At 55.1% G+C, this 18,868-nt stretch carries 15 protein-coding genes; 4 read left to right on the forward strand and 11 right to left on the reverse strand.

What is annotated here, in order from left to right; genetic code table 11:
- Window positions 1-257: 257 nt before the first annotated feature.
- The 4 genes from P1X16_RS00550 to P1X16_RS00565 form a co-directional block, all read right to left on the reverse strand.
- Window positions 258-806 (reverse strand): hypothetical protein, encoded by a 549-nt coding sequence (locus P1X16_RS00550; RefSeq protein ID WP_277225356.1) that lies wholly within the window; start codon window positions 804-806, stop codon window positions 258-260.
- Between the two features lie 560 nt (window positions 807-1,366).
- Entirely contained in the window at window positions 1,367-2,611 is a 1,245-nt protein-coding gene (locus P1X16_RS00555) for a hypothetical protein (RefSeq protein ID WP_277225359.1), read from the reverse strand.
- A gap of 86 nt (window positions 2,612-2,697) precedes the next feature.
- Entirely contained in the window at window positions 2,698-3,627 is a 930-nt protein-coding gene (gene bla, locus P1X16_RS00560; protein ID WP_277225362.1) for a subclass B3 metallo-beta-lactamase, read from the reverse strand.
- Window positions 3,628-3,756: 129 nt separating this feature from the next.
- Window positions 3,757-5,346: an ABC-F family ATP-binding cassette domain-containing protein gene (locus P1X16_RS00565; RefSeq protein WP_277225364.1), complete on the reverse strand. Its 1,590-nt coding sequence runs from the start codon at window positions 5,344-5,346 to the stop codon at window positions 3,757-3,759.
- Between the two features lie 314 nt (window positions 5,347-5,660).
- On the opposite strand from P1X16_RS00565, the gene P1X16_RS00570 reads away from it, so the two are divergent.
- A complete protein-coding gene (locus P1X16_RS00570) occupies window positions 5,661-6,047 on the forward strand; it encodes a hypothetical protein (protein ID WP_277225367.1) in 387 nt (128 codons plus the stop codon).
- Between the two features lie 90 nt (window positions 6,048-6,137).
- Here P1X16_RS00570 and P1X16_RS00575 read toward each other — a convergent pair whose 3' ends face one another.
- The gene (locus P1X16_RS00575; RefSeq protein WP_277225370.1) at window positions 6,138-6,929 is read right to left on the reverse strand and encodes an SDR family oxidoreductase; all 792 of its coding nucleotides are present in this window, start codon (window positions 6,927-6,929) and stop codon (window positions 6,138-6,140) included.
- Window positions 6,930-7,143: 214 nt separating this feature from the next.
- On the opposite strand from P1X16_RS00575, the gene P1X16_RS00580 reads away from it, so the two are divergent.
- Both P1X16_RS00580 and P1X16_RS00585 read left to right on the forward strand, forming a co-directional pair.
- Complete coding sequence (locus P1X16_RS00580; RefSeq protein ID WP_277225373.1) at window positions 7,144-7,905, forward strand: DUF72 domain-containing protein; 762 nt, start codon at window positions 7,144-7,146, stop codon at window positions 7,903-7,905.
- A 346-nt stretch (window positions 7,906-8,251) separates the two neighbouring features.
- Window positions 8,252-9,868 carry a tetratricopeptide repeat protein gene (locus P1X16_RS00585; protein ID WP_277225376.1) on the forward strand — a complete coding sequence of 539 codons (1,617 nt, stop codon included), beginning with the start codon at window positions 8,252-8,254 and terminating at the stop codon, window positions 9,866-9,868.
- 27 nt (window positions 9,869-9,895) lie between these two features.
- Here the strand turns inward: P1X16_RS00585 and P1X16_RS00590 are convergent, their stop codons facing one another.
- Window positions 9,896-11,326 (reverse strand): RtcB family protein, encoded by a 1,431-nt coding sequence (locus tag P1X16_RS00590; protein WP_277225379.1) that lies wholly within the window; start codon window positions 11,324-11,326, stop codon window positions 9,896-9,898.
- 528 nt (window positions 11,327-11,854) lie between these two features.
- Between P1X16_RS00590 and P1X16_RS00595 the strand changes: the two genes are divergently transcribed.
- On the forward strand, window positions 11,855-12,517 hold the full coding sequence (locus P1X16_RS00595) for an SOS response-associated peptidase (protein WP_277225381.1): 663 nt from the start codon (window positions 11,855-11,857) through the stop codon (window positions 12,515-12,517).
- 108 nt (window positions 12,518-12,625) lie between these two features.
- On the opposite strand, the gene P1X16_RS00600 is transcribed toward P1X16_RS00595, so the two are convergent.
- The 5 genes from P1X16_RS00600 to P1X16_RS00620 form a co-directional block, all read right to left on the reverse strand.
- The gene (locus P1X16_RS00600) at window positions 12,626-12,979 is read right to left on the reverse strand and encodes a hypothetical protein (RefSeq protein WP_277225384.1); all 354 of its coding nucleotides are present in this window, start codon (window positions 12,977-12,979) and stop codon (window positions 12,626-12,628) included.
- 247 nt (window positions 12,980-13,226) lie between these two features.
- The gene (locus P1X16_RS00605; protein WP_277225386.1) at window positions 13,227-14,813 is read right to left on the reverse strand and encodes a DUF1501 domain-containing protein; all 1,587 of its coding nucleotides are present in this window, start codon (window positions 14,811-14,813) and stop codon (window positions 13,227-13,229) included.
- A 105-nt stretch (window positions 14,814-14,918) separates the two neighbouring features.
- Window positions 14,919-16,649 carry a DUF1800 domain-containing protein gene (locus P1X16_RS00610; RefSeq protein ID WP_277225389.1) on the reverse strand — a complete coding sequence of 577 codons (1,731 nt, stop codon included), beginning with the start codon at window positions 16,647-16,649 and terminating at the stop codon, window positions 14,919-14,921.
- A gap of 282 nt (window positions 16,650-16,931) precedes the next feature.
- Complete coding sequence (locus P1X16_RS00615; RefSeq protein WP_277225391.1) at window positions 16,932-18,092, reverse strand: serine protease; 1,161 nt, start codon at window positions 18,090-18,092, stop codon at window positions 16,932-16,934.
- Window positions 18,093-18,197: 105 nt separating this feature from the next.
- A complete protein-coding gene (locus P1X16_RS00620) occupies window positions 18,198-18,788 on the reverse strand; it encodes a sigma-70 family RNA polymerase sigma factor (protein ID WP_277225393.1) in 591 nt (196 codons plus the stop codon).
- Between the last annotated feature and the right edge of the window lie 80 nt (window positions 18,789-18,868).

Here is an 18,868-nt window from a genome sequence, read left to right on the forward strand (position 1 = left end):
GTTGAATTTAGTGCCACAACTTCAGCACGCGAGATGCTTCGACTCCGCTCAGCATGACGTTCTTTTTATTTGCTGTCCATACACCCTAAGCAAAACTTATCGTGGTATAATAGTAAGCACTATCTTATATAGCTAAGCGTCAGTACTAGCGAATAGAAACGCCCCACAACCACTCAGGTTGCGGGGCGTTTTCGCTTGATTTTCAAGGGTATCTTTAAAGTATGTCAGTTTAGCTTTCTACACCGTCAGGCCGACTATTAGCCTACAGTTGGGCTAGCGGTACTGGCGCGGCGGAATAGCAGCGCTGATGCAACCCATAGCCCGGCGAAGATGGTGTTAAGCACAATCACCAATACCACCCCTCGGTTTAGCTCAGGCCGCCAGATCAGCATCGCAACAAACGGAACGGCGAACTGCGTAAGCGCCGCCGCAAACATGGCGCGTGCCATCCCGAGTGGCCGGAGCTGCGCTACAATGGCCCCGATGGCGCCGACGGCCAGCACCCCACCATACAGCAGGTTGGCCGGATTTTCCTCGTTGCCAATAAACCCTACGGCCAAGTTGCCCCATACGAGCAGCAGGGCCGCCCCTACCGCCACGCCGACGGCCAATTTGTACGCGCCATTGCGTGTCTTACTCGCTATCAGCAGATACGCTAGCCCCGTGCCAAACAGTAGGATGCCGGCAATGACAAAATCAGACACGCTCCAGTCGAATCCGGTGTTGAATTGCATGGCCACTAAGGGAATAAGTAGGAGAAACGCTATGGCAAGCGTCAGGCGAAGAATGCTTTTGTTGAGGGTCATGACGGTAAAGTTTTGGGGTCAAGAGTGAAGAAAAACGTATCAGAACAGATAGTGGCAGGAGACAAGGGCTCTAGTGACTACCGTAGTCTAGCCCACAGTTGGTAAGTCAGATTCGGGACGGCCTTCTGGCGTTGGCGGCTTGCCTAAGAGAGCAATTAATACAAAGGATGTAAAAGAACTTTGTATTTCAAAGTTAATGTACGTTGTTTATTTTGGTGCGTTAACATTCTTACTAATAGCTGTTTAGCAAGCAGAGTATGAAGGCTACGCCTGCCGGCTGGTTTGTGCGGGTAAAGTTGCTCTGACAGCTCGCGCTGGTAACTAACACTGCCTAGCCGTTAGGGTTGACCTTGTATACTAAGCCTGTGTTGTCAGTTGTCTTGGCTTAAAGGAATCTGCTGTGTTTCCAGTAGTGCTGCTAACTGACTTACAGGTGCCAAGCTCTTTATAAGACTCTTGCTGTTCTTTAGTACTAGTTCTGTTCTATCCAGTACGACTAGCAAATAATACTGCCAGGCCTTCAAGGAAACACGTTATCAGAACGTATTACTGAGGCTGTACTATTTGAAAGCAAATAGCAAGGGAAAAACAAATATTACCAAGGTGGTCCATAAAGCATAAATAGGCAAGAAGGAAACTATGCTAATTTCAACGTTGTCAATCTCGTTTCGGTTTTTTACCGTTTTAAACAATCTGTAAGTTACGAGTAACAGGTTCGTTAAAATAAGAATATTGCCGCCTAATACTGCAAGCCTATTTGGTGTGATTCCCCATTCTGAAATCCTGAATAAAATAGCTGAAAGTGCGATAGTGTTTATAACTATCGTAACGATTGAAAGGCCTAGTAACATCAGGGCCTCAATCTTATTATTAGAAGTTTTTGATGTTTCAACAATTGAGAACAATATAATTGCCATTACGCCAATCAAAAGCGCATTAAAAATTAATAGAAATTCTCTGTCGTTATAAGGGTCTTTGCCTGTATACACTACAGTCGCCAAATAAATCACCAGCATCGTTAACACTAAGGGGGTAAATACCTTTGCAATTACCGGCGAGACTTTGCTTACTAGTTGGGGGTTTGTCTGCACCAGATAAGTGCCTACAATTGGGGCGGCGGTAAGGCCCCATACCACAATGTATTCGATATAAAATTGTTCTATCCGAAGGCCAATAAGCTGAAATAGGCTCATCGTAATAGCGCTCATCAAACCACCAGCAATCAATATAATGGTGGTCATTACTACCAAGTCGCCATTATATCTCAGGAAATCCAGACGTCTTTGGGAGCTAGTTAGGTCGCCGCCTACATAAGAGAAACCCAAAATCGCCCATAGGAGCAAAGGCAAGTGAATACAAGCCAAGATCAGGGTGTCGCTTTTGTCATTGCTTGGTAATAAATTGATGTAGACGACAGAAGCTAAAATGGCAAGTGAAGTAATTATAACTTTATTCGTCTGAACTTTGCGCTTCCAATTGAAGTACGCTACAAGCAAGGGGAAAAATATAAACGCAATATTTCTTGGGTAAAAATACTCTTCATTGATATTCAAGAATTGTGGAAACTTCGCAATAAGCCCCGCAATACATGACGCTATTACGACAAATAATAACTCATCTTTGCTGCCCCAAGAAATTCCTCCGTTTTCGAAATTGAGCCTTTCGTTCCAGAATTGAGCAACCGTATTTTCCTTGATTTCAGGATAAACCAAGTTGAACTCTCTTTTGAAACCCACCTTGTTTTCCCGGTATAGCTTTTCAAGCTGGCGGGGATTATCTAGGTTGTTTAGGACGTCGCCTTTCATTTTGTATAGCTATTGAATTTGTGCGTTACAGTCAGGTGAGTTGTTGCGCTTAAGGTGGCCTCGCTACCAGCAGGCGATAAGCGGGCTCACTGCTGTTCCTCGAGTGTTTTGCAAAACTGCGCTTCCGCTTTCTTGATGTCTTCCAGATATCCTTTCCGGTCAATAAATGGGGTTACTGGGTCTTTTGCTGCAGTGCGCTCCTCGAACTTGCGCTTCAGGCTGAACGGTCGGGCATGAGAGGAAAGGTAGATGTCGGCGGGAAGGCTCCGGAGCGTTACAAAGCTGCGCTCTAGCTCGTGCCGTAGCGTTGCATCGTATTTCCAATTGAACAGGGAGGTGGGCATCGGCAACGATAAACTCCCAATGCTAACCGCCAGCAACTCCCGTTTGCCATCCTGGACCGGAAACGCCCAGGTGGTGCAACCCGGCGTGTGGCCCGCCGTTACGTGCGCCGTAAGGCGGATAGGCCCTAAACTAATCTGCGCCCCATCTTTGAACTGGTGGTCGATTTGGGGCGCGGGGTAGCGCATGAGGCCGCTGTAGATCAGCCAGTTCACCGGAGCCATGTTCCGGTAACTAATCCCTCCCGACGAAATCATGGCGGCATCTGCTTCGCTTACCCACAACTGCGCACCGGAGGCTTGCTGCAGCGCCGCGAGGCCACCGGCATGGTCGAAATGCGCATGTGAGTTAAGGAGGATTTTTACGTCGGTGATGCGAAATCCGAGGGTAGCAATGTTCTTTAGGATCATCGGGGCGGTTCCGGGGTAGCCCCCATCAATCAGCACGTGGCCCTCGGGGCCGGTGAGCAGAAAGCACGTTACGTCGCGGGAGCCAACGTAGTAGAGGTTACCCGCAATGCGAAACGGTTGTCGAGGCAATTGGCCGCCGTTGTTGATGGCCACCTTCCACTTAGGCACAACCAACAGGGCAGCCACCACGAGAAGTACCGCAATGCCTGCCAGGATTCGGCGCTTTCGGTTCTTCCCGCTTTTTGTCCTTACGGTGCTGATCATGGGGAAAGTATGGCTGACTCTGCAATAACTTACTCTCTTGAGTACGCATTCAAAAGTACTTTGTTTTTCAAAGTATGCAAGCAGATCCAGATGAATTTTGTGTGGTTTGTTTAGCGAGCTAGTTAGTGCCTACTCCAGCCGCATCGTCCGTTCCACCTGCATCTGCTTCAGGAAATACTCGTCGTGCGATACCACGATGAGCGTGCCGTGGTAGTCGTTGAGGGCGGCCGTCAGGATTTCCAGATTCTGAATGTCCAGGTTGTTGGTGGGCTCATCCAGAATGATCATATCCGGGGCGTGGTTGCTAATCATCAGGCAGCACAGGAGCAGCCGCATTTTCTCGCCGCCGCTCAGCGTGCCGCACGGTTTGTCCCAATACGCTTTCGAGAACAGGAACCGAGCCAGGCGGATCTTAACTTCGTGCTCCTGCAACCCCGACGCATTGAACTGCTGCGCCTGCTCGTACACCGCAAGCTGGTTGTCAAGCAGCGAATAATCTTGGTCGATGAACACCGCTTTATTCTCGGCCCGGGTCATCGTGCCGAGCGTAGGTTGCAGCTCGCCTAGCAGGAGCTTGATTAGCGTGGTTTTGCCGGAGCCATTGAGCCCGCGCAATGCCAGCCGCTCGCCGCTTTGAATCTGAAAATTCAGCGCCTCGCGCCACAGCGGCCGGGGGCCATAGCTGTAGTTCAGGTCTTTGGCGGTGAGCAGTATTTTGCCTTTATGCAGGGTGGAGCTGTCGAAACCGAACTTCATTTTTTCGGTATCGGGCAGTTCCTTGCGCAGCTCGTTTAGCTCTTGCGAAATAGCACCCACTTTCTCGGCATGAATGCCTTTGAGGCGGGCAGAACTATTTTCGGCGTTGTTGCGCATCATGTTGAGCATGACGGTGGGCAGACCGGCTTTATCCTGGTTTTTCTTGCCGCGGGCGTCCAGCTTTTGCTTGCGTTCCACGGCCTCACGCTCCACTTCCCGGGCTTTGCGCAGGGCTTTTTCCCGGCTCTTCACGTCCTGGCTCAGGGCATTGCTTTCCACCTGCTTCTGCTCGGCATAGAATTCATAATTCCCACCGTACATCGAAAGCACCCGCTTGCTCAATTCACAAACCGAATCCAGTAAATTCAGCAGGTTTCGGTCGTGGCTCACGACCAGCAGCGTACTCGGGCTCGTCTTGATAAAGTGGTAGAGCAGCTGCCGGCCGGCGGTATCCAGATGGTTGCTAGGCTCGTCCAGCAATACCAGGTCTGGCTGATGAATGGCAATGCCCGCCAGAAAAACCTTGGTTTTCTGGCCGCCGCTGAGGCTGGCCATCGGTTGCGTGAAGCACAACCCAGCCAGCCCCCAGTAAAGCAAGGCTTCCTGGCTTCTTTCCTCAATGGTCCAATCGTCGTCTAGCGCGGCCATATGGGCGTCAGTGGCCCTGCCATCCAGAATTTCCCGCAAGGCCGTCATCTTGCCTTCGATGTGCAGCGCCTGTGCCACCGTCAGATCGTCGAATTGCCCGAAGTGCTGCGGAATATAGTACGGGACGGAGCTGGCACTCACGAGCCCACTAGATGGCGGCAAAATGCCCGCAATCAGTTGAAGCAAGGTAGACTTGCCTGCACCATTGTTGCCGATAAGCGCAATTTTCTGCTGCTTGTTAACGACCAGATTCAGGCCGTTGAACAACACGTCTTTATTAGGGTGCGTGTACCCGAGGTTTTGTAGAAGTAGCATGTTTTCTTTCTAGAATAGCAATTGGATATAGGCAGCCCAAAAGGTGGGTCGGCTACTCGATTGTTGAAAGAAATCAGCTATTACATAAACCGGTGCTTACTGTGTGTAGGAGCAAAAGTAAGATTTCTCGCTTAATAGCCCACATCAGCTAGCCCAGTGCGGAACGCGCGGATTGCTTCACCTGCGCTGCTTGCTAGGAAATAACAGATAGGTACCCCTATACAAGCCAGGCAGCACCCAAACGAAAGTGTACGCTCGATGTGCTATATTCAGGTAGGTTCCTGATTTTCCATCCTTTATTCCTGCCCGCAGCCATGAATACCGATACTCTTCTAGGCCCACTAAAGGATGCCACAAGTCGCGAAATCGGCGGCGTGCAAGTTGATGTAGTGCGCACCGGTAACTCACGCGTTAAGCGGGTGGTGTATCCGGTGGGGTTTCGATGGTCGAAGGACATAAAGCCAGTGATTGGCACCGAGCTGTGCCAACATGCTCACGTCGGGTTTCTGGCTGCTGGCCGCCTCACCATCGAGTATGCCGATGGTGCTCTAGAAGAATATGTGGCACCGCAGGTAGTAGCCATTGCGCCCGGCCACGACGGCTGGGTGGTCGGCGAGGAGCCCGCCATCCTCATTCAGTTCGACTTTGAAGGCGAGACTGTAGAACGCCTGGGCTTGACGCGGCCGGAAACGAAGTCATGAGTTGAGTACCAGGCAGCTGGCACTAAAAGCAACAGCGCCTCCCGGCCACGAATAGCGAGGAGGCGTTGGTAGCCGTGCGTTGCTAATTGCTTATTTATGGGCTGCGTGTAGCTGCGTGTTCATGAGCGTGGCCAGCATGGAATCGGGGAGAACTAGGCTGGAGAAGAAGTTGAACTTGGCACTGATAGTAGGCAGCGAGCGGGCAGCGCCGTCCATCAGGGCATCATAGCCTTCCTGAGCTACGTCGCGGGCAGAGGCAGGGTGCTGGGCCGCGCGGGTATTTTCGGCGTGCGCAACCTGGAAGAAGTTGGTATCAGTAGGCGGCGGACACAGGATGGTCATGGTCACGGCCGATTTCTGTTGCTTTAGCTCGTGCTGCACGGCTTCGGTGAAGCTGAGGACAAACGCCTTAGTAGCGGCATAGACCGCCTGGCAAGGGCTAGGCGAAAACGAGGCAATAGAGCCAAGCTGCAAAATGCGCCCCGAGTTGCGCTCCACCATGTCGCGCAAATACAGTTTGGTTAGGTGAACGAGCGAGGCTGCGTTTACTTGAATCATGTCGAGCTCGGTCTGCATATCGGTGTTCGTGAAGTAGCCGGTTTCACCAAACCCGGCATCGTTGACTAATGCATCGACTTGGAACCCCCGCTGATTGGTTTCCGCATAAATCTGGTCGGCCGATTCGGGGTGGCTAAGGTCGAAGGGCAGCAGCACAATGTCGACACTCCTGAATTCTTGGTGGAGTAGGCGGGCAGCTTCCTTCAATTCGTCGAGGTGGCGGGCCACAAGCACAACCCGGTAGTCGTCGCGGGCAAAGCAGCGGGCCAACTCGAAGCCAATGCCACTGGAGGCACCGGTGATAAGGGCGGTTTGGTCGTTCATAGCGGTAGGGGTTAGGGTGGATAGGAAGATTGTATATATAATATACTGATAAACAGGCAGCTTATTCTCTAACACAGAAATAAAGTGACCCCCGCTGCTGACCGCCCTACGGGTGGATGGAGGCCGTTGGCAGCGTACTAGCACGGTAAGAGAACTGGGCTTTCGGCGGCTCAATACAGGAATTGCGTAAAAGCACTACATCCTGCTCCTTGCTATGCCTACTATCTACATTGGTTGCTCAGGCTTTTCTTACCGCGACTGGAAAGGCATTCTGTACCCGGAGGGGTTGCCGCCGCGCAAGTGGTTTGCTTACTACTGCACGCAGTTCAATACGCTGGAAGTGAATGTGACTTTCTACCGCATGCCGGAGCTGAAGGTGTTCGAGACGTGGTACACACAAAGCCCCGCCGACTTCCGGTTTGCGGTGAAAGCGCCGCGCATCGTGACGCACTACAAGAAATTCAACGCCGAAGCCGGGCCAGTACTAGCTGATTTCTATGGCGTAGTGCGGGAGGGCTTGCGCGAGAAGCTCGGCCCCATCTTGTTTCAGCTTCCACCCAAAGCCGCATACACCGAAGAGCTACTCGGCCGCATCCTGGAGCACCTCGATCCTAGTTTTCACAACGTGCTCGAATTTCGGCACCCTAGCTGGTGGGAAGGCGAGATTATGCGCGAGCTAGGGCGGCACGGCATCAGCTTTGTTGGGCAGAGCTACCCCGCCGCCCTCCCCGACGAGGTAGTGGTGAACACGCCGCAACTCTATTATCGCTTTCACGGCGTGCCCGTATTGTACACATCAGCTTACAGCGAGGAATTTCTGGCGCGGGTAGCGCACGACATTCAGGCGGAGCCTAGCCTGAACGAAGCATATGTGTACTTCAACAACGGTATTGGCGGGGCCGGTGTGGTGAATGCTCGGCAGCTACAACAGTTGCTAGGGGCGGCACCAGCACCTGAGTTTAGTACCGAAGGCTAAGCCTACAGTCGGTACGTCTTGGCTTTGTAACCAGTGCTTAACTAACTGACAATTAGCGTTGCAGATTGGTGTATTAATTATTAACTATATAAAAAGTTTCCTGCGGGTGCTGGTCTGCATAGGTGAGGGGGTAGGAGTGCAGTAGCGAAGGCAAAGCCCGAAAGCTTGCACCGCAGGTGTCGCCGCAGATGCTGAATTATGTTTCCTTGTTTCAGATGGTGATGTTATGAAATGGCATAGCAAGTGCCTCTGCTTGATACTGCTGGGATGCTTAACTGCCTGTTCCACCAAAAAGCAGAATGCTGGTCGGGCAGTGGCATCGGCGGCATCGCCGCAAAGTGTTACCATGTGTGCCGCACCGGTTGTAGCGGATACGGCCTGGTATGCTTCGGGAAAGAAAGCGCCTATACTGCCGGGCTTAACGGGCATTGCCTTTTCTATTTCTACTAAGAGCTCCGAAGCCCTAGCCTACTTCAGGCAGGGCCTGATGCTGGCCTACGGGTTCAACCATGCCGAAGCTGCCCGCTCGTTTTACGAAGTAACGCGGCAAGATTCCACCTGCGCCATGGGCTACTGGGGTTACAGCTATGTGCTGGGCCCAAACTACAACGCGGGCATGGAGCCCGACAATTTCGCCCGAGCGTATAAAGCAATACAGCAAGCTCGGCGCCTTGCTGTTCGTGCCACGCCCAAAGAGCAAGCGCTAATTGCGGCCCTAGCCGAGCGTTACCCACCTACACCAGTTGCTGATCGGTCGAAGTTTGACCAAGCGTATGCTGCGGCCCTGAAAAACGTGTATCAGCAGTTTCCCACCGACCCCGACATCGGGGCGATGTATGCCGAGGCCCTGATGGATCTGCATCCCTGGGACATCTGGCAGAAAAATGGCAGCCCTCAGCCCTGGACGCTTGAAATCGTAGAAGCCTTGACTAAAGTATTGCGCCATTCGCCAAACCATGCGGGCGCCAACCATTTCTACATTCATGCTACTGAGGCCTCCGCTCACCCCGAAGCAGCTAATCATAGTGCACAGCTCTTAACTGACTTGGTGCCGGGCGCGGGGCATTTGCTGCACATGCCTTCTCATACGTACATCCGGACCGGGGCCTACCACCAAGGCACGCTGGCCAACCTGGAAGCCCTGCAGGCCGATAGCAGCTACACGGCTGCTTGCCATGCGCAAGGAGCATATCCGCTAGGCTATTATCCACACAACTACCATTTCCTAACGGCCACGGCCACGCTTGAAGGCAACCGCCAACTAGCCTTGCAAGGCGCTACCAAACTAGCAGCCTACGTCAGCAAGCCCCTCATGAAAGACCCAATGGTAGGGCCGTCACTGCAGCATTTTTACACCACGCCCTACAACGTGGCCGTAAAATTTGGCCGCTGGGATGACGTGCTGGCTATGCAGAACTTCGATACCACCTTAGTTTATCCGTGCGCCATTCAACACTACGCCCGCGGCATGGCTTGGGTGGGCAAGCAAAACACCGCTAACGCAAAGCGGGAGCTTGTTAAACTGCGCGTGGCTGGCCAAGACACTGCCTTAAAGGCCATTCTGTTTGGCATCAACTCTATGCGCGCCCTAACTGAAATAGCGCAACGCGAACTGGAAGGTGCCATTCTGCATCAAGAAGGCAAAGACGCACAAAGCATTGCCGTGCTTCGGGAAGCGGTGGCTTTGGAAGATCAACTCAAGTACAACGAGCCACCAGATTGGTTTTTCTCGGTGCGGCACCAGCTGGGAGCGGTGCTGCTTGCTGCCAAGAAATACGATGAAGCCATTGACGTCTATCAGCAGGATTTAAAACGGCTTCCGCACAACGGCTGGGCCTTGTCGGGCTTGCATCAGGCGTATTTGGGCACCGGCAACACCATGAAAGCGCAGCAAACCAAGCGTGAGCTAGACCAAGCCTGGCAGTGGACCGACACCAAGCTGGTTGCCTCCCTTGCGCAATAGCATAGGTGCTGTGCCGGTAACAGCCAGTTATTCGCCGCCGTACTTGCTTTTGCCGCCACCGCCCGCATCCATGCGCACAATGCGCGGCGTGAACGAGCCTAACACATCGACTAGGTCGCGCTGGTGGGCCATAACTTGGTGGATATCCTTGTAAGCCATAGGAGCTTCATCGAGGCCGCCGCCAATCAGCTCAATGCCTTGGTCGCGGAGGTGGCGGCGCAAGTCGCCCTCCGAAATATTCTGCTTGGCTTGAGTGCGCGACATTCTGCGGCCGGCCCCGTGCGAGGCCGATTGAATGGAGTCCTGCTCGCCCCGACCCCGCACGATAAAGCCGGGCGCGGTCATGGAACCCGGAATGACTCCGAGCACTCCTTGGCCGGCGGGCGTAGCGCCTTTGCGGTGCACGATGGCCTCGCGGCCGTCGGGCAGGGTTTCTTTCCAGGCAAAGTTGTGGTGGTTTTCCACCTTCGCTACAGGTTTTGCACCCAAGGCCAAACTTAGGCGGCGGTGAATGTCGTGGTGGCAGGCGGAGGCGTAGTCGCCGGCCAGGTTCATGGCGCGCCAATACTCCTGTCCTTCCTGGGTATCGAGGTCGAGCCAGGCCAAGTAGCGCGCCTCGGGCGGCAATGGGCACTTGCTCATGGCTATTTTGGTATAGTGCTGCGCAATGGCGGCTCCCAAACCGCGTGACCCGCTGTGGGAAAGCAACCCGAGGTACTGCCCGAGCGGTAGGTCCAGGTCGTTGTCTTCGGTCGTGATGTCCACTATGCCCCACTCCACAAAGTGGTTGCCCGACCCCGAGGAACCAAGCTGGTTGATGGCGGCTTCGCGCTTGCCTTTCACCACCGGTATTTCCTTGAATTCCGGACGGTCCAGTACCGGGTCGTTGGCCGGGTTCTTAAACACTTCTTTGTTGCCGAAGCGGGTGTGGTTGTGCAGCAGCTTTTTCAGCTCCTGGGTGCGCTGCTCCAGATAATGCGCTGGCAAATCAAACACCGACAACGCCATGCGGCAGCCGATATCCATGCCCACGCCGTAGGGAATCACGGCATTATCGACGGCCAGCACGCCCCCAATGGGCAAGCCATAGCCTTGGTGCGCATCGGGCATGAGGGCGCCATCCAGCGTTACGGGCAGCTTCATGGCCGTGTCCATCTGCTTGCGGGCGCCGTCCTCGATAAAGGCGTCGCCGTAGCGGCGGTAGTCTTTTATTTCCGGGTTCAGGCTGACGTCGCGGCTAGGGTCGGGCACAAATTCCTTGGCCAGTTCCCGCCACAGCGAGTCGCGGAGGTAGGCATAGGGGTCCTCCTTGATTTTTTGGAGCGTAGCCAGGGCACTGCCTTTGTCTAACTTTTTGAGTTGCCGGTCTTCTAAAATATCGAGCGCCAGGTTGATTGCCCGGCCTTCAGGATAGCCGATTTTGCGTAGGTCGTTGCCGCGCAGCTTGGAAGTTGCCATGGGGAGAGGATCGGTGGGTGAGGCTAGGTGTAGCGCGGATTCCGTACCCTGGGTTATGGCCGAGCTTTAATACAGAGGGCTTACTGCACCATCTGCTGAAGCCTTCAACCTCAACCCTCGCCAAGCATTTACGAGCATCTAACTGCAAACCAAGCCACCGCTGCTACCAAGGCTACCGATGCCAAGCGTAGCAGCAGAAACACCCAGGCCGGAAGTTCAGGTTTTTGAGGAGAGGAGGTCATAATGAATTGCTGGGGTGAGTTTCTGTTGTAGAAGTAACTAGCTCCCTACCCGAAACGGTTTTGGAATAGGCAAAGTCTTGGCCACGTCGCCAAAGGGGTGCGTTCTGGTACTACCTGGCGTCTGGTACTCCTTTCCCGGGGGATGTTGCGCATGAGGCGAGGTGGGCCGGGGGTGGAATGCTTCAAATACGAGTATTAGGCCGCTTCCAAAGAACCCTCGTTCCACCTCAAGCGTTAAGAATAAGTGTCTCGCTGATGCGCTGTTCCACTCTTTCCCATCCTCCTTATGTGCGGCCGCTACACCACCCTTGCTCCGAAACCAGTTCTCGAAAAACGCTTTGATGCTTCGTTTAAAGCGGAAGCCGACCCTAATTACAACGCCTCTCCTTCACAGCGCCTGCCCGTGATTCTCAACACCGAGCCCGGCCAGATCCAGCTGTTGCAGTGGGGCCTGATTCCGGGTTGGGTAAAAGACCTAAAAGCGGCTCCCAAACCCATCAATGCCCGCGCCGAGACGCTACCCGAAAAGCCGTCGTTCCGGCAGTTATTGCAGCGCCGCCGCTGCCTCGTGCCCGCCGACAGCTTTTACGAATGGCAGGTAACGGCGCAAGGCAAGGTGCCGCACCGCATTTTGCTGCGCAACGAGGAGCCTTTTGCCTTTGCGGGCCTTTGGGATGAGTGGATCGACAAAGCCACTGGCGAGGTGCGCCCCACGTTCACTATCATCACCACCGACCCCAACGAGCTGATGGCCCCCATTCACAACCGTATGCCCGTTATGCTGCAAGGCCGCGACGCGGAATTGGCTTGGCTTGATGATGCCGTTAGCCTAGCCGATCATCAGGCGCTGTTGCAGCCATACCCGGCCGAGCTGATGCGCGAATACACGATTACCACCCGCGTAAACTCGCCTGCTAACAACGATGCCAGCGTGCTGGAAGCAGCCTAAGCGCCTGTGGAGTGTTGAAGCTCCCTGGGCTTATTGAATAAACTAATAATGAAAAAGCCCTCCCCAAATTACTTCGGGGAGGGCTTTTCGGTGTATTACCGTCGCAGCTTATGCGGCTGGAGTAGGCGTTGGGGTCGGTGCTTTGCTAGGCTTAGCTTTCGGCTTGTTGTCAGTTTCCGAATTCGATACGTCGTGGGCTTCACCTTCGCCTTCCGTGTCGTTCTGCTGGCTTTCAATCCGGGCTATTACTACCACTGCGGCAGCAGCCACACCGGCAATACCAAGAATCAGCTGGGTGGTGGTGAAGCGCTGAGCAGCTTTGCGAATCAGCGTGCCGCCGTGCCGCAGCAAATCGTCGATTTTGTCATGGTCGCCCTGGAAGATGACGTGGTAAGCGCTTTCCAGCGTGCGAGAAATATCTTCTGGTGCGATTGGGTCGATTTTCTTCTGTAACTGTTCCATTTGTGGCGTTGTGGTAGCGGTTGTACGAGTGAGCACTGCAAGTGGCTAGGCCACTGGAGGGCGTGTACGCAAAAAGCTAGCTTCGGGCTGCCTCAATGCCAGGATTTTTACAGGAAAGAATAAAGAAAAATCAAGCTCAACCAGGTAATACAGGCGCAAATTCAACCGGTGTTTCACCAGTAAAAACTCTCTTAATCGAGCGGATTTGCAAAATAGCAGCGGTGCAGAGCCCAGCGGTAAAACCGGGCTATAACACCACCAGTAGCCGCGAGCTAACGCGTGGCCCTTCCTGCACGTGGCAGTAGTAAGAGCCGGCTGCAAGCTGCGAGACATCGAGCGGAATCTTGTGCGGCCCGCGGGATAAAGTGCGGTCCAGGAGGCGAACTACTTCGCGGCCTACTGCATCATACACCAGCACTTGCACGTGGCCGCCCTCACCCGTGAATTCCACCGTGGCTCGGTCCCGAACGGGGTTAGGGTACACGCTGAAGCCCGCCACGTTGGTTTTGGCAGCCGAAGCCGTGCCATTCACCACCCCTGGCCGAATCACCGGCACATACGGGAACGGACTGGTGGAAGAAGGTAGCAATTCGTTGATCGTCGTTTGGGTGACTTTGAACCAGTCTTTGAGGATGCTGGCGTAGATGGCCCGGAAATCGAATTGCATGGGTACTTGGTCGTTCACGCCAGCGTTGGCGGGCAGCACGGGGTTGGTGCCGTGCAAAACCGGGTTGACGCTCGTGCCAAACACGATGAGCGGAGCCGCCGCACCGTGGTCGGTGCCCTTCGAGGAATTGGCTTTAATCCGGCGGCCAAACTCCGAGAACGTCATACCCACCACCCGGTCTTGCACGTTCAGGCGGCGCACATCGTCCTGGAAGACCTCCAAGGCTTGGGAAATCTTGCCGAGCAAGGTAGCGTGCGTACCGGTGGTGGTGCTGCCCGTAGTTGGCACCTGCGCCGAGTGTGTATCGAAGCCGCCAAGGTTGCAAACGTAGATGCGGGTTTGCAAGCCGCCCGCCACCAGTTGCGCCACAATCTTGAGCTGGTCGGCCAGTGCGTTTTGACCCGCAGTAGGGTAGAGGGGCGAGAGGTTGGTAGCCCGCCGGGCCGCGGTTTGGATGGCCGTGGTATATACCTGCGTCTGGGCAATTACTTGCCGAATAAAAGTTAGCTCGTGACCGGCTGGCGTGTTCGGGGCAGCATCGACGCCGCCCGAAAGCAGCTGGTAGAACGACGAAGTACTGGCAATGGCCATACCCATGTTCACGCTCGGCCCCTGCACGCAGTTGCTTACCACCGACCCGATACTGATGGCCAGCGGGTCGGGGTTGGCGGTGCTGGGGTAGCCGTTCGGGTAGTCGGCGTATTCGCCGTTGAGGTAGCGCCCGGCCCAACCCGAAGTGATGGTTACGTTGGAATCGGAGCCCGAGGTCCAGATGTCGGTGGCCCGGAAGTGCGAGTAGTTGGCATTGGGGTAGCCTACGGCTTGCACCACCCCAATCTGGCCATTCTCGTACAGGTTTTTTATGCCAGCCATGGCTGGGTGAATGCCCGTGTTGACGCTAAGCGGCAGCACCTGGTTTTGCGGAATGGCAATGTCGGCCCGCGCGTTCATCAGGGCCGAATACTGGTCGGTGGGGATTATCATGTTCAGCCCGTCGTTGCCGCCGTTAAGCTGAATAAGCACAAGCACCCGGTCGGTTTGCGTGGCCCCGCCTGTTATGTCGAATAACTCGGGCGAAAACCCGTAGGCCCCAATGGGCAAGCCACCGAGCAGCGTGGGCAGCACCGTAGCGGCAGCCGTGGTCTGGAGGAAATGTCTGCGTTTCATACGTGGTCTGGTAACTGCGTGAGAAAGTAACTGAGTAGAGAGGCTGAGTAGCAGAACAGTGCTTTCCACTAGCACCGCTCGGTAGCTCAAAGGCACAGTTACTCTTCAGCTAAGATGATATTCAGCCAGCCCCATCATGGTGCGCAGCAGAGCCCGAAGCTTGGTTTCGACGGCCGCTTTTCGGGTGGTATTGGTAGGAGCCGCCAGGTATTGTTGCCATTCCACGGTCCATTCAAAGTCGGGTAAGCCCGGTAGCAGCGTGTCGTTGAGATACGTGAGCTGGTTAGCCGTTAGGGTGATGGGCAGCAGCAGCTGGGCCAGTTCCGCAATCAGCAGGTTGGGGTCGGCGGCGGTGGCCGGCGGCAGCGAAAGCACCAAGTCGATGACGTTGATCTTGATGTTGGCGCCGTTGCGGGAGTAGCCGTTGGTGCTAATGAACAGGTCGGTGAGCTGGTTGCGGCGGGGCAGCGTCACAGCGTTGATCCACATTTCGTAGTACTGCGGGGTTTGCCAGTAGGCGGGCCAGCCCGCTACGTTCGGCGGGTCGCCGAGGTACTGCTGCTGCACGTTGGTCGAGCTGTTGAGGTAGTCCCACATGCCGTATTGTGCTACTAGGTTGCTGGCCGCCGGAAACACCATCTGCAACTGCCGGCAGGTACCCACCGTGAAATCCAGCGGGCTTTTAATCACGCAGCCCATATTCACGGCATCATAGAAATGCTCGCTCGACAGCAAGGTCCGCAGCACGGGTGCCACGTTGTAGTTGTTGGCAACGAGCAGCCGCGCCAGCGGCTCAATTACTTCCGCCTCGGTGGTAGCGTCAATGACGTAGTACACAAACCAGCGGTAGAGCTTGCGGCACAGAAACTTGGCGGTTTCCTGCTGTGCAAATATCAAGGCAATTAGTGCCTTGTATTCCTGGTCGCCGAGGTTGGCGATGGTAGCATTCTGGAAGGCGGCGCTGAACTGCTTAGTGGTGGTATTATGGCGAGAAGCGGTGTAGTAGCCCGCAATAGTGGTGGTATTGTCGCGCCAGCCGGTAAGCACCTTAGCGGCGGCCTGCACGTCGGCCTCAGTATAGTTGGTGTAGTTGACGGGGCCAATCAGAGGGCCTTTGCCTACCGTAAACAGCTCCAGCAGCTCGCGGCCATAGTTTTCGTTGGGAGCGTTGGCCGTGCTTTGGTTGCCGTTGAGGTAGCGGAGCATGGCCGGGGCCACGGTCACTTCCTCGGTCAGCTGCCGGATGTTGCCAAGGGCGTGTTGCCGAAGCAGCGCGCAATACTGGTAGCCGTAGCGGGCGTCGTTGATGTCGCCAAGCTCAATCACGAAGTGGTTGTGCCAAAATAGCGTCATCTTCTCGCTCAGCGAGGTACCTTGCCCCACTAGCTGACCCATCCACCAGGCCCGTAACGACGAGCGCCGGGCACCCTCGAAAGTCTGGTTGAAAGGTTCGGTTACCCAGGTCTGGCCCTGCGGCACGCTCGTATCCGTAGCCGATACGTTGAGAGGCGGAGCAGGCGCAGCGGGAGCAGTAAGTAGCCTGTCCACCACTTCTGCCAGCGTCTGGCTGGCAGCCGTATTGATTTCGGCACGGGTTGGCCCAAACAGGCAGCGCCGCAATAGGTGAGCCGCTTGCGCATAGCCCCAAGAGCCAGTGTAGAGGGAAATGCCCGCCAAGGAACGTGGCTCGGTGGGCAAGCTGGTGTTGGCGAAGCGGCTGATGGTTTCGTCGTCGGCGGGCGGATCATCAATGCCTATGGCTGGGCGCGCCAGCACCGCCGTTATCGGGGCCGCTAAGGTGGTAGCTGGTTTGTTGAGGAAAGCTCTACGGTTCATAGGCAGTGTGGTGAGAGTGGCAGGAAAGAGCTGAAATAAAGCATTGCTCGGACCAGTAGCAAGCTATCTTCTAATGAGTTATTAAAATAGTGAAAGTTTAATGAAGGCTACCTTACAACGTTCACTCTCTCACCAAAACACTACCCACTGCAGCTGGCTAAGCAGCAGAAACCTGCCACAACAAAAAAGCCCCACCGAAAAACGGCGGGGCTTGTTGCTATCAGACGCTAGGTAGGGTAAGAGGTCTTGTCACCAAGAACCTCTGCTAAGCTACTCTTTCAGTTATTCGTAGACCTTCACCACGAACACGTAGTCCTGGAGCTTACGAATCTGGTTCGGACGGGAACTGCCCGCCAACTGGTTGCCGCGCGGCAACGTGTATGGATGCCCGGCACCAGCCGCCGACAACGAATCGACCAAGCGCATCAGGTACGACGACTTGGTGGCAAAAGCGGCGCTTTGCACGTCCATCTGCCGGCCACTGATTATGCCAATCAGGTTGCCCCGCTCGTCGAGCAGCGGCCCGCCCGAGTTGCCAGGGTTCACCGGAATGCTGATTTGGTAGAAGGCCGAATCGCCTTCAAAGCCCGAGCGGGCGCTCAGCGAACCATCGTTGAAAACCAAGTCTTCGCGCGGATAACCCAGCGTGTATACTTTCTCGCCTAGGTCGGCGGTACCGCGCTTAAACGAGTAGGGCAGGCGGCCAAAGCTGCGAAAAGACTTGTCTTTGATGCGCAGAATGGCCAAATCGTGCGCCACGTCGGTGAACACGGGCTCGGCGCGGAAGCGCTGCTGGTCGCGGCCTTCAATGAGCAGCGAGTCGGCTCCCTGAATGACGTGGTAGCTGGTTACGAGGTAGCCGTCGGAGGTGAGGGCAAAGCCCGTACCGCTAAACTTGCCTTCCTTAGCGGCTTCGGGCGTATCGCCTTGGCCCTGAATGGCGCGGTTCATGGCGCGTTGCGTGCGCTTGATGCGCTCTACCTCGCGGCGCAACACGGTGTAGCCGTAGAGAGAAGGCTTTTGCGAAGCGCGCCACCACTCGATACCGAGCAGCGTGGTAAACACGGCCATTACCGCCACCGACGCCGCTACCATCATGGTAGCGCGGTGGCTCTGCCAGAACTCGCGCAACTTTTGCTCGGTGCGCGAAATATGCAGCGTAGGCATAGTGGGGTGGCCCGTTTCCAGCACCTCTTCGTCGGAGTGAAGCTTCACGGCCTGCTCGGCATCAATCTCGGCTTGAATGGCCCGTAGCTTACGGCGCGTGTTCAGCCGATGGCCGTAGCCGCTCAAGGTGCTGGTTACGTCTTCGAATTCGGCAAAGCGCTGCGCCAGCACCGGGTCGGCGGCGAGGCGGCGCTCCAGATTCAGGCGGGCTGGCATTTCCAGCTCACCTTGTCGGTAGGCGTCAAATAAAGCGTAATAGTCAGCTTCGGTCATCATAGCATTAGTGCGGGTGGTTGAGGTCCGCAGGTATTAGTAGGGCTTAGAGGGGAGAATAGTGCCGCAAACCACTCGCTTCACTACGCTCATCTCTCACATATTCTTCTAAGGTTCCGACTCCTGATAATTCGTGAAAAACAATTTTTTCAAGCGTACCAGGCACTTGTACTTCTGGTTTTTGGCGTTGTCGGCGTTGGTGTAGCCGAACTCCGCCGTGAGTTGCTGCATCGACTTGTCGAGCAGGTAAAAGCCTTCTAAAAGTGAACGACAAGGCTCGCCAATTAGGTCCAAGGCTTCGCTCATTGTTGCAAAACGCCGGTCCCGCTCTTCTGCCTCCACCAAATCCGCTTCCGCCCCGGTTTCGAGGTAGGGTTCGTGGTCATCGAGGTGGCCGCCAAAGCGGGTTTTCTCGGTGAGCCGCTTCAGCCAGAGCCGGCGACACACGGCGTAGAGGTAGGTCTTGATCTGGCAGCTTAGCTCGAGCGAGCCGTCGCGTACCTTCTCATAGAATACCATTATCCCTTCCTGATACACATCCTTGGCTTCGTCTTCGGTGCCGCTGTTTTGCAGCACGTAGTGCGAAATCATAGGGAGGTGCAGTCGGTAGAGCTGCGCCAGGGCCCGGTCGTCGCCGCAGCGGATAGCCGCTACAAACTCGTCGTCGGTGTAAGAATAAGAAGCAGTGGCCTTCGCCATTCACTTTAGTTGTTAATACAATGAAGGATGCACGGTAACCCGTTTGAAAAACAAATTTTACTGTTGGGTTACCTTTCTAA

This window comes from Hymenobacter sp. YC55 (genome assembly GCF_029433095.1).
Lineage (GTDB): Bacteria > Bacteroidota > Bacteroidia > Cytophagales > Hymenobacteraceae > Hymenobacter.

Bases quoted from the DNA above. Each gene is read 5' to 3' on its own strand.
- P1X16_RS00585 (WP_277225376.1), top strand. From the start codon at position 8,252: ATGTGTGCCGCACCGGTTGTAGCGGATACGGCCTGGTATGCTTCGGGA.
- bla (WP_277225362.1), bottom strand. From the start codon at position 3,627: ATGATCAGCACCGTAAGGACAAAAAGCGGGAAGAACCGAAAGCGCCGA.
- P1X16_RS00575 (WP_277225370.1), bottom strand. From the start codon at position 6,929: ATGAACGACCAAACCGCCCTTATCACCGGTGCCTCCAGTGGCATTGGC.
- P1X16_RS00600 (WP_277225384.1), bottom strand. From the start codon at position 12,979: ATGGAACAGTTACAGAAGAAAATCGACCCAATCGCACCAGAAGATATT.
- P1X16_RS00590 (WP_277225379.1), bottom strand. From the start codon at position 11,326: ATGGCAACTTCCAAGCTGCGCGGCAACGACCTACGCAAAATCGGCTAT.
- P1X16_RS00550 (WP_277225356.1), bottom strand. From the start codon at position 806: ATGACCCTCAACAAAAGCATTCTTCGCCTGACGCTTGCCATAGCGTTT.
- P1X16_RS00565 (WP_277225364.1), bottom strand. From the start codon at position 5,346: ATGCTACTTCTACAAAACCTCGGGTACACGCACCCTAATAAAGACGTG.
- P1X16_RS00570 (WP_277225367.1), top strand. From the start codon at position 5,661: ATGAATACCGATACTCTTCTAGGCCCACTAAAGGATGCCACAAGTCGC.
- P1X16_RS00555 (WP_277225359.1), bottom strand. From the start codon at position 2,611: ATGAAAGGCGACGTCCTAAACAACCTAGATAATCCCCGCCAGCTTGAA.
- P1X16_RS00595 (WP_277225381.1), top strand. From the start codon at position 11,855: ATGTGCGGCCGCTACACCACCCTTGCTCCGAAACCAGTTCTCGAAAAA.
- P1X16_RS00580 (WP_277225373.1), top strand. From the start codon at position 7,144: ATGCCTACTATCTACATTGGTTGCTCAGGCTTTTCTTACCGCGACTGG.
- P1X16_RS00605 (WP_277225386.1), bottom strand. From the start codon at position 14,813: ATGAAACGCAGACATTTCCTCCAGACCACGGCTGCCGCTACGGTGCTG.
- P1X16_RS00620 (WP_277225393.1), bottom strand. From the start codon at position 18,788: ATGGCGAAGGCCACTGCTTCTTATTCTTACACCGACGACGAGTTTGTA.
- P1X16_RS00610 (WP_277225389.1), bottom strand. From the start codon at position 16,649: ATGAACCGTAGAGCTTTCCTCAACAAACCAGCTACCACCTTAGCGGCC.
- P1X16_RS00615 (WP_277225391.1), bottom strand. From the start codon at position 18,092: ATGATGACCGAAGCTGACTATTACGCTTTATTTGACGCCTACCGACAA.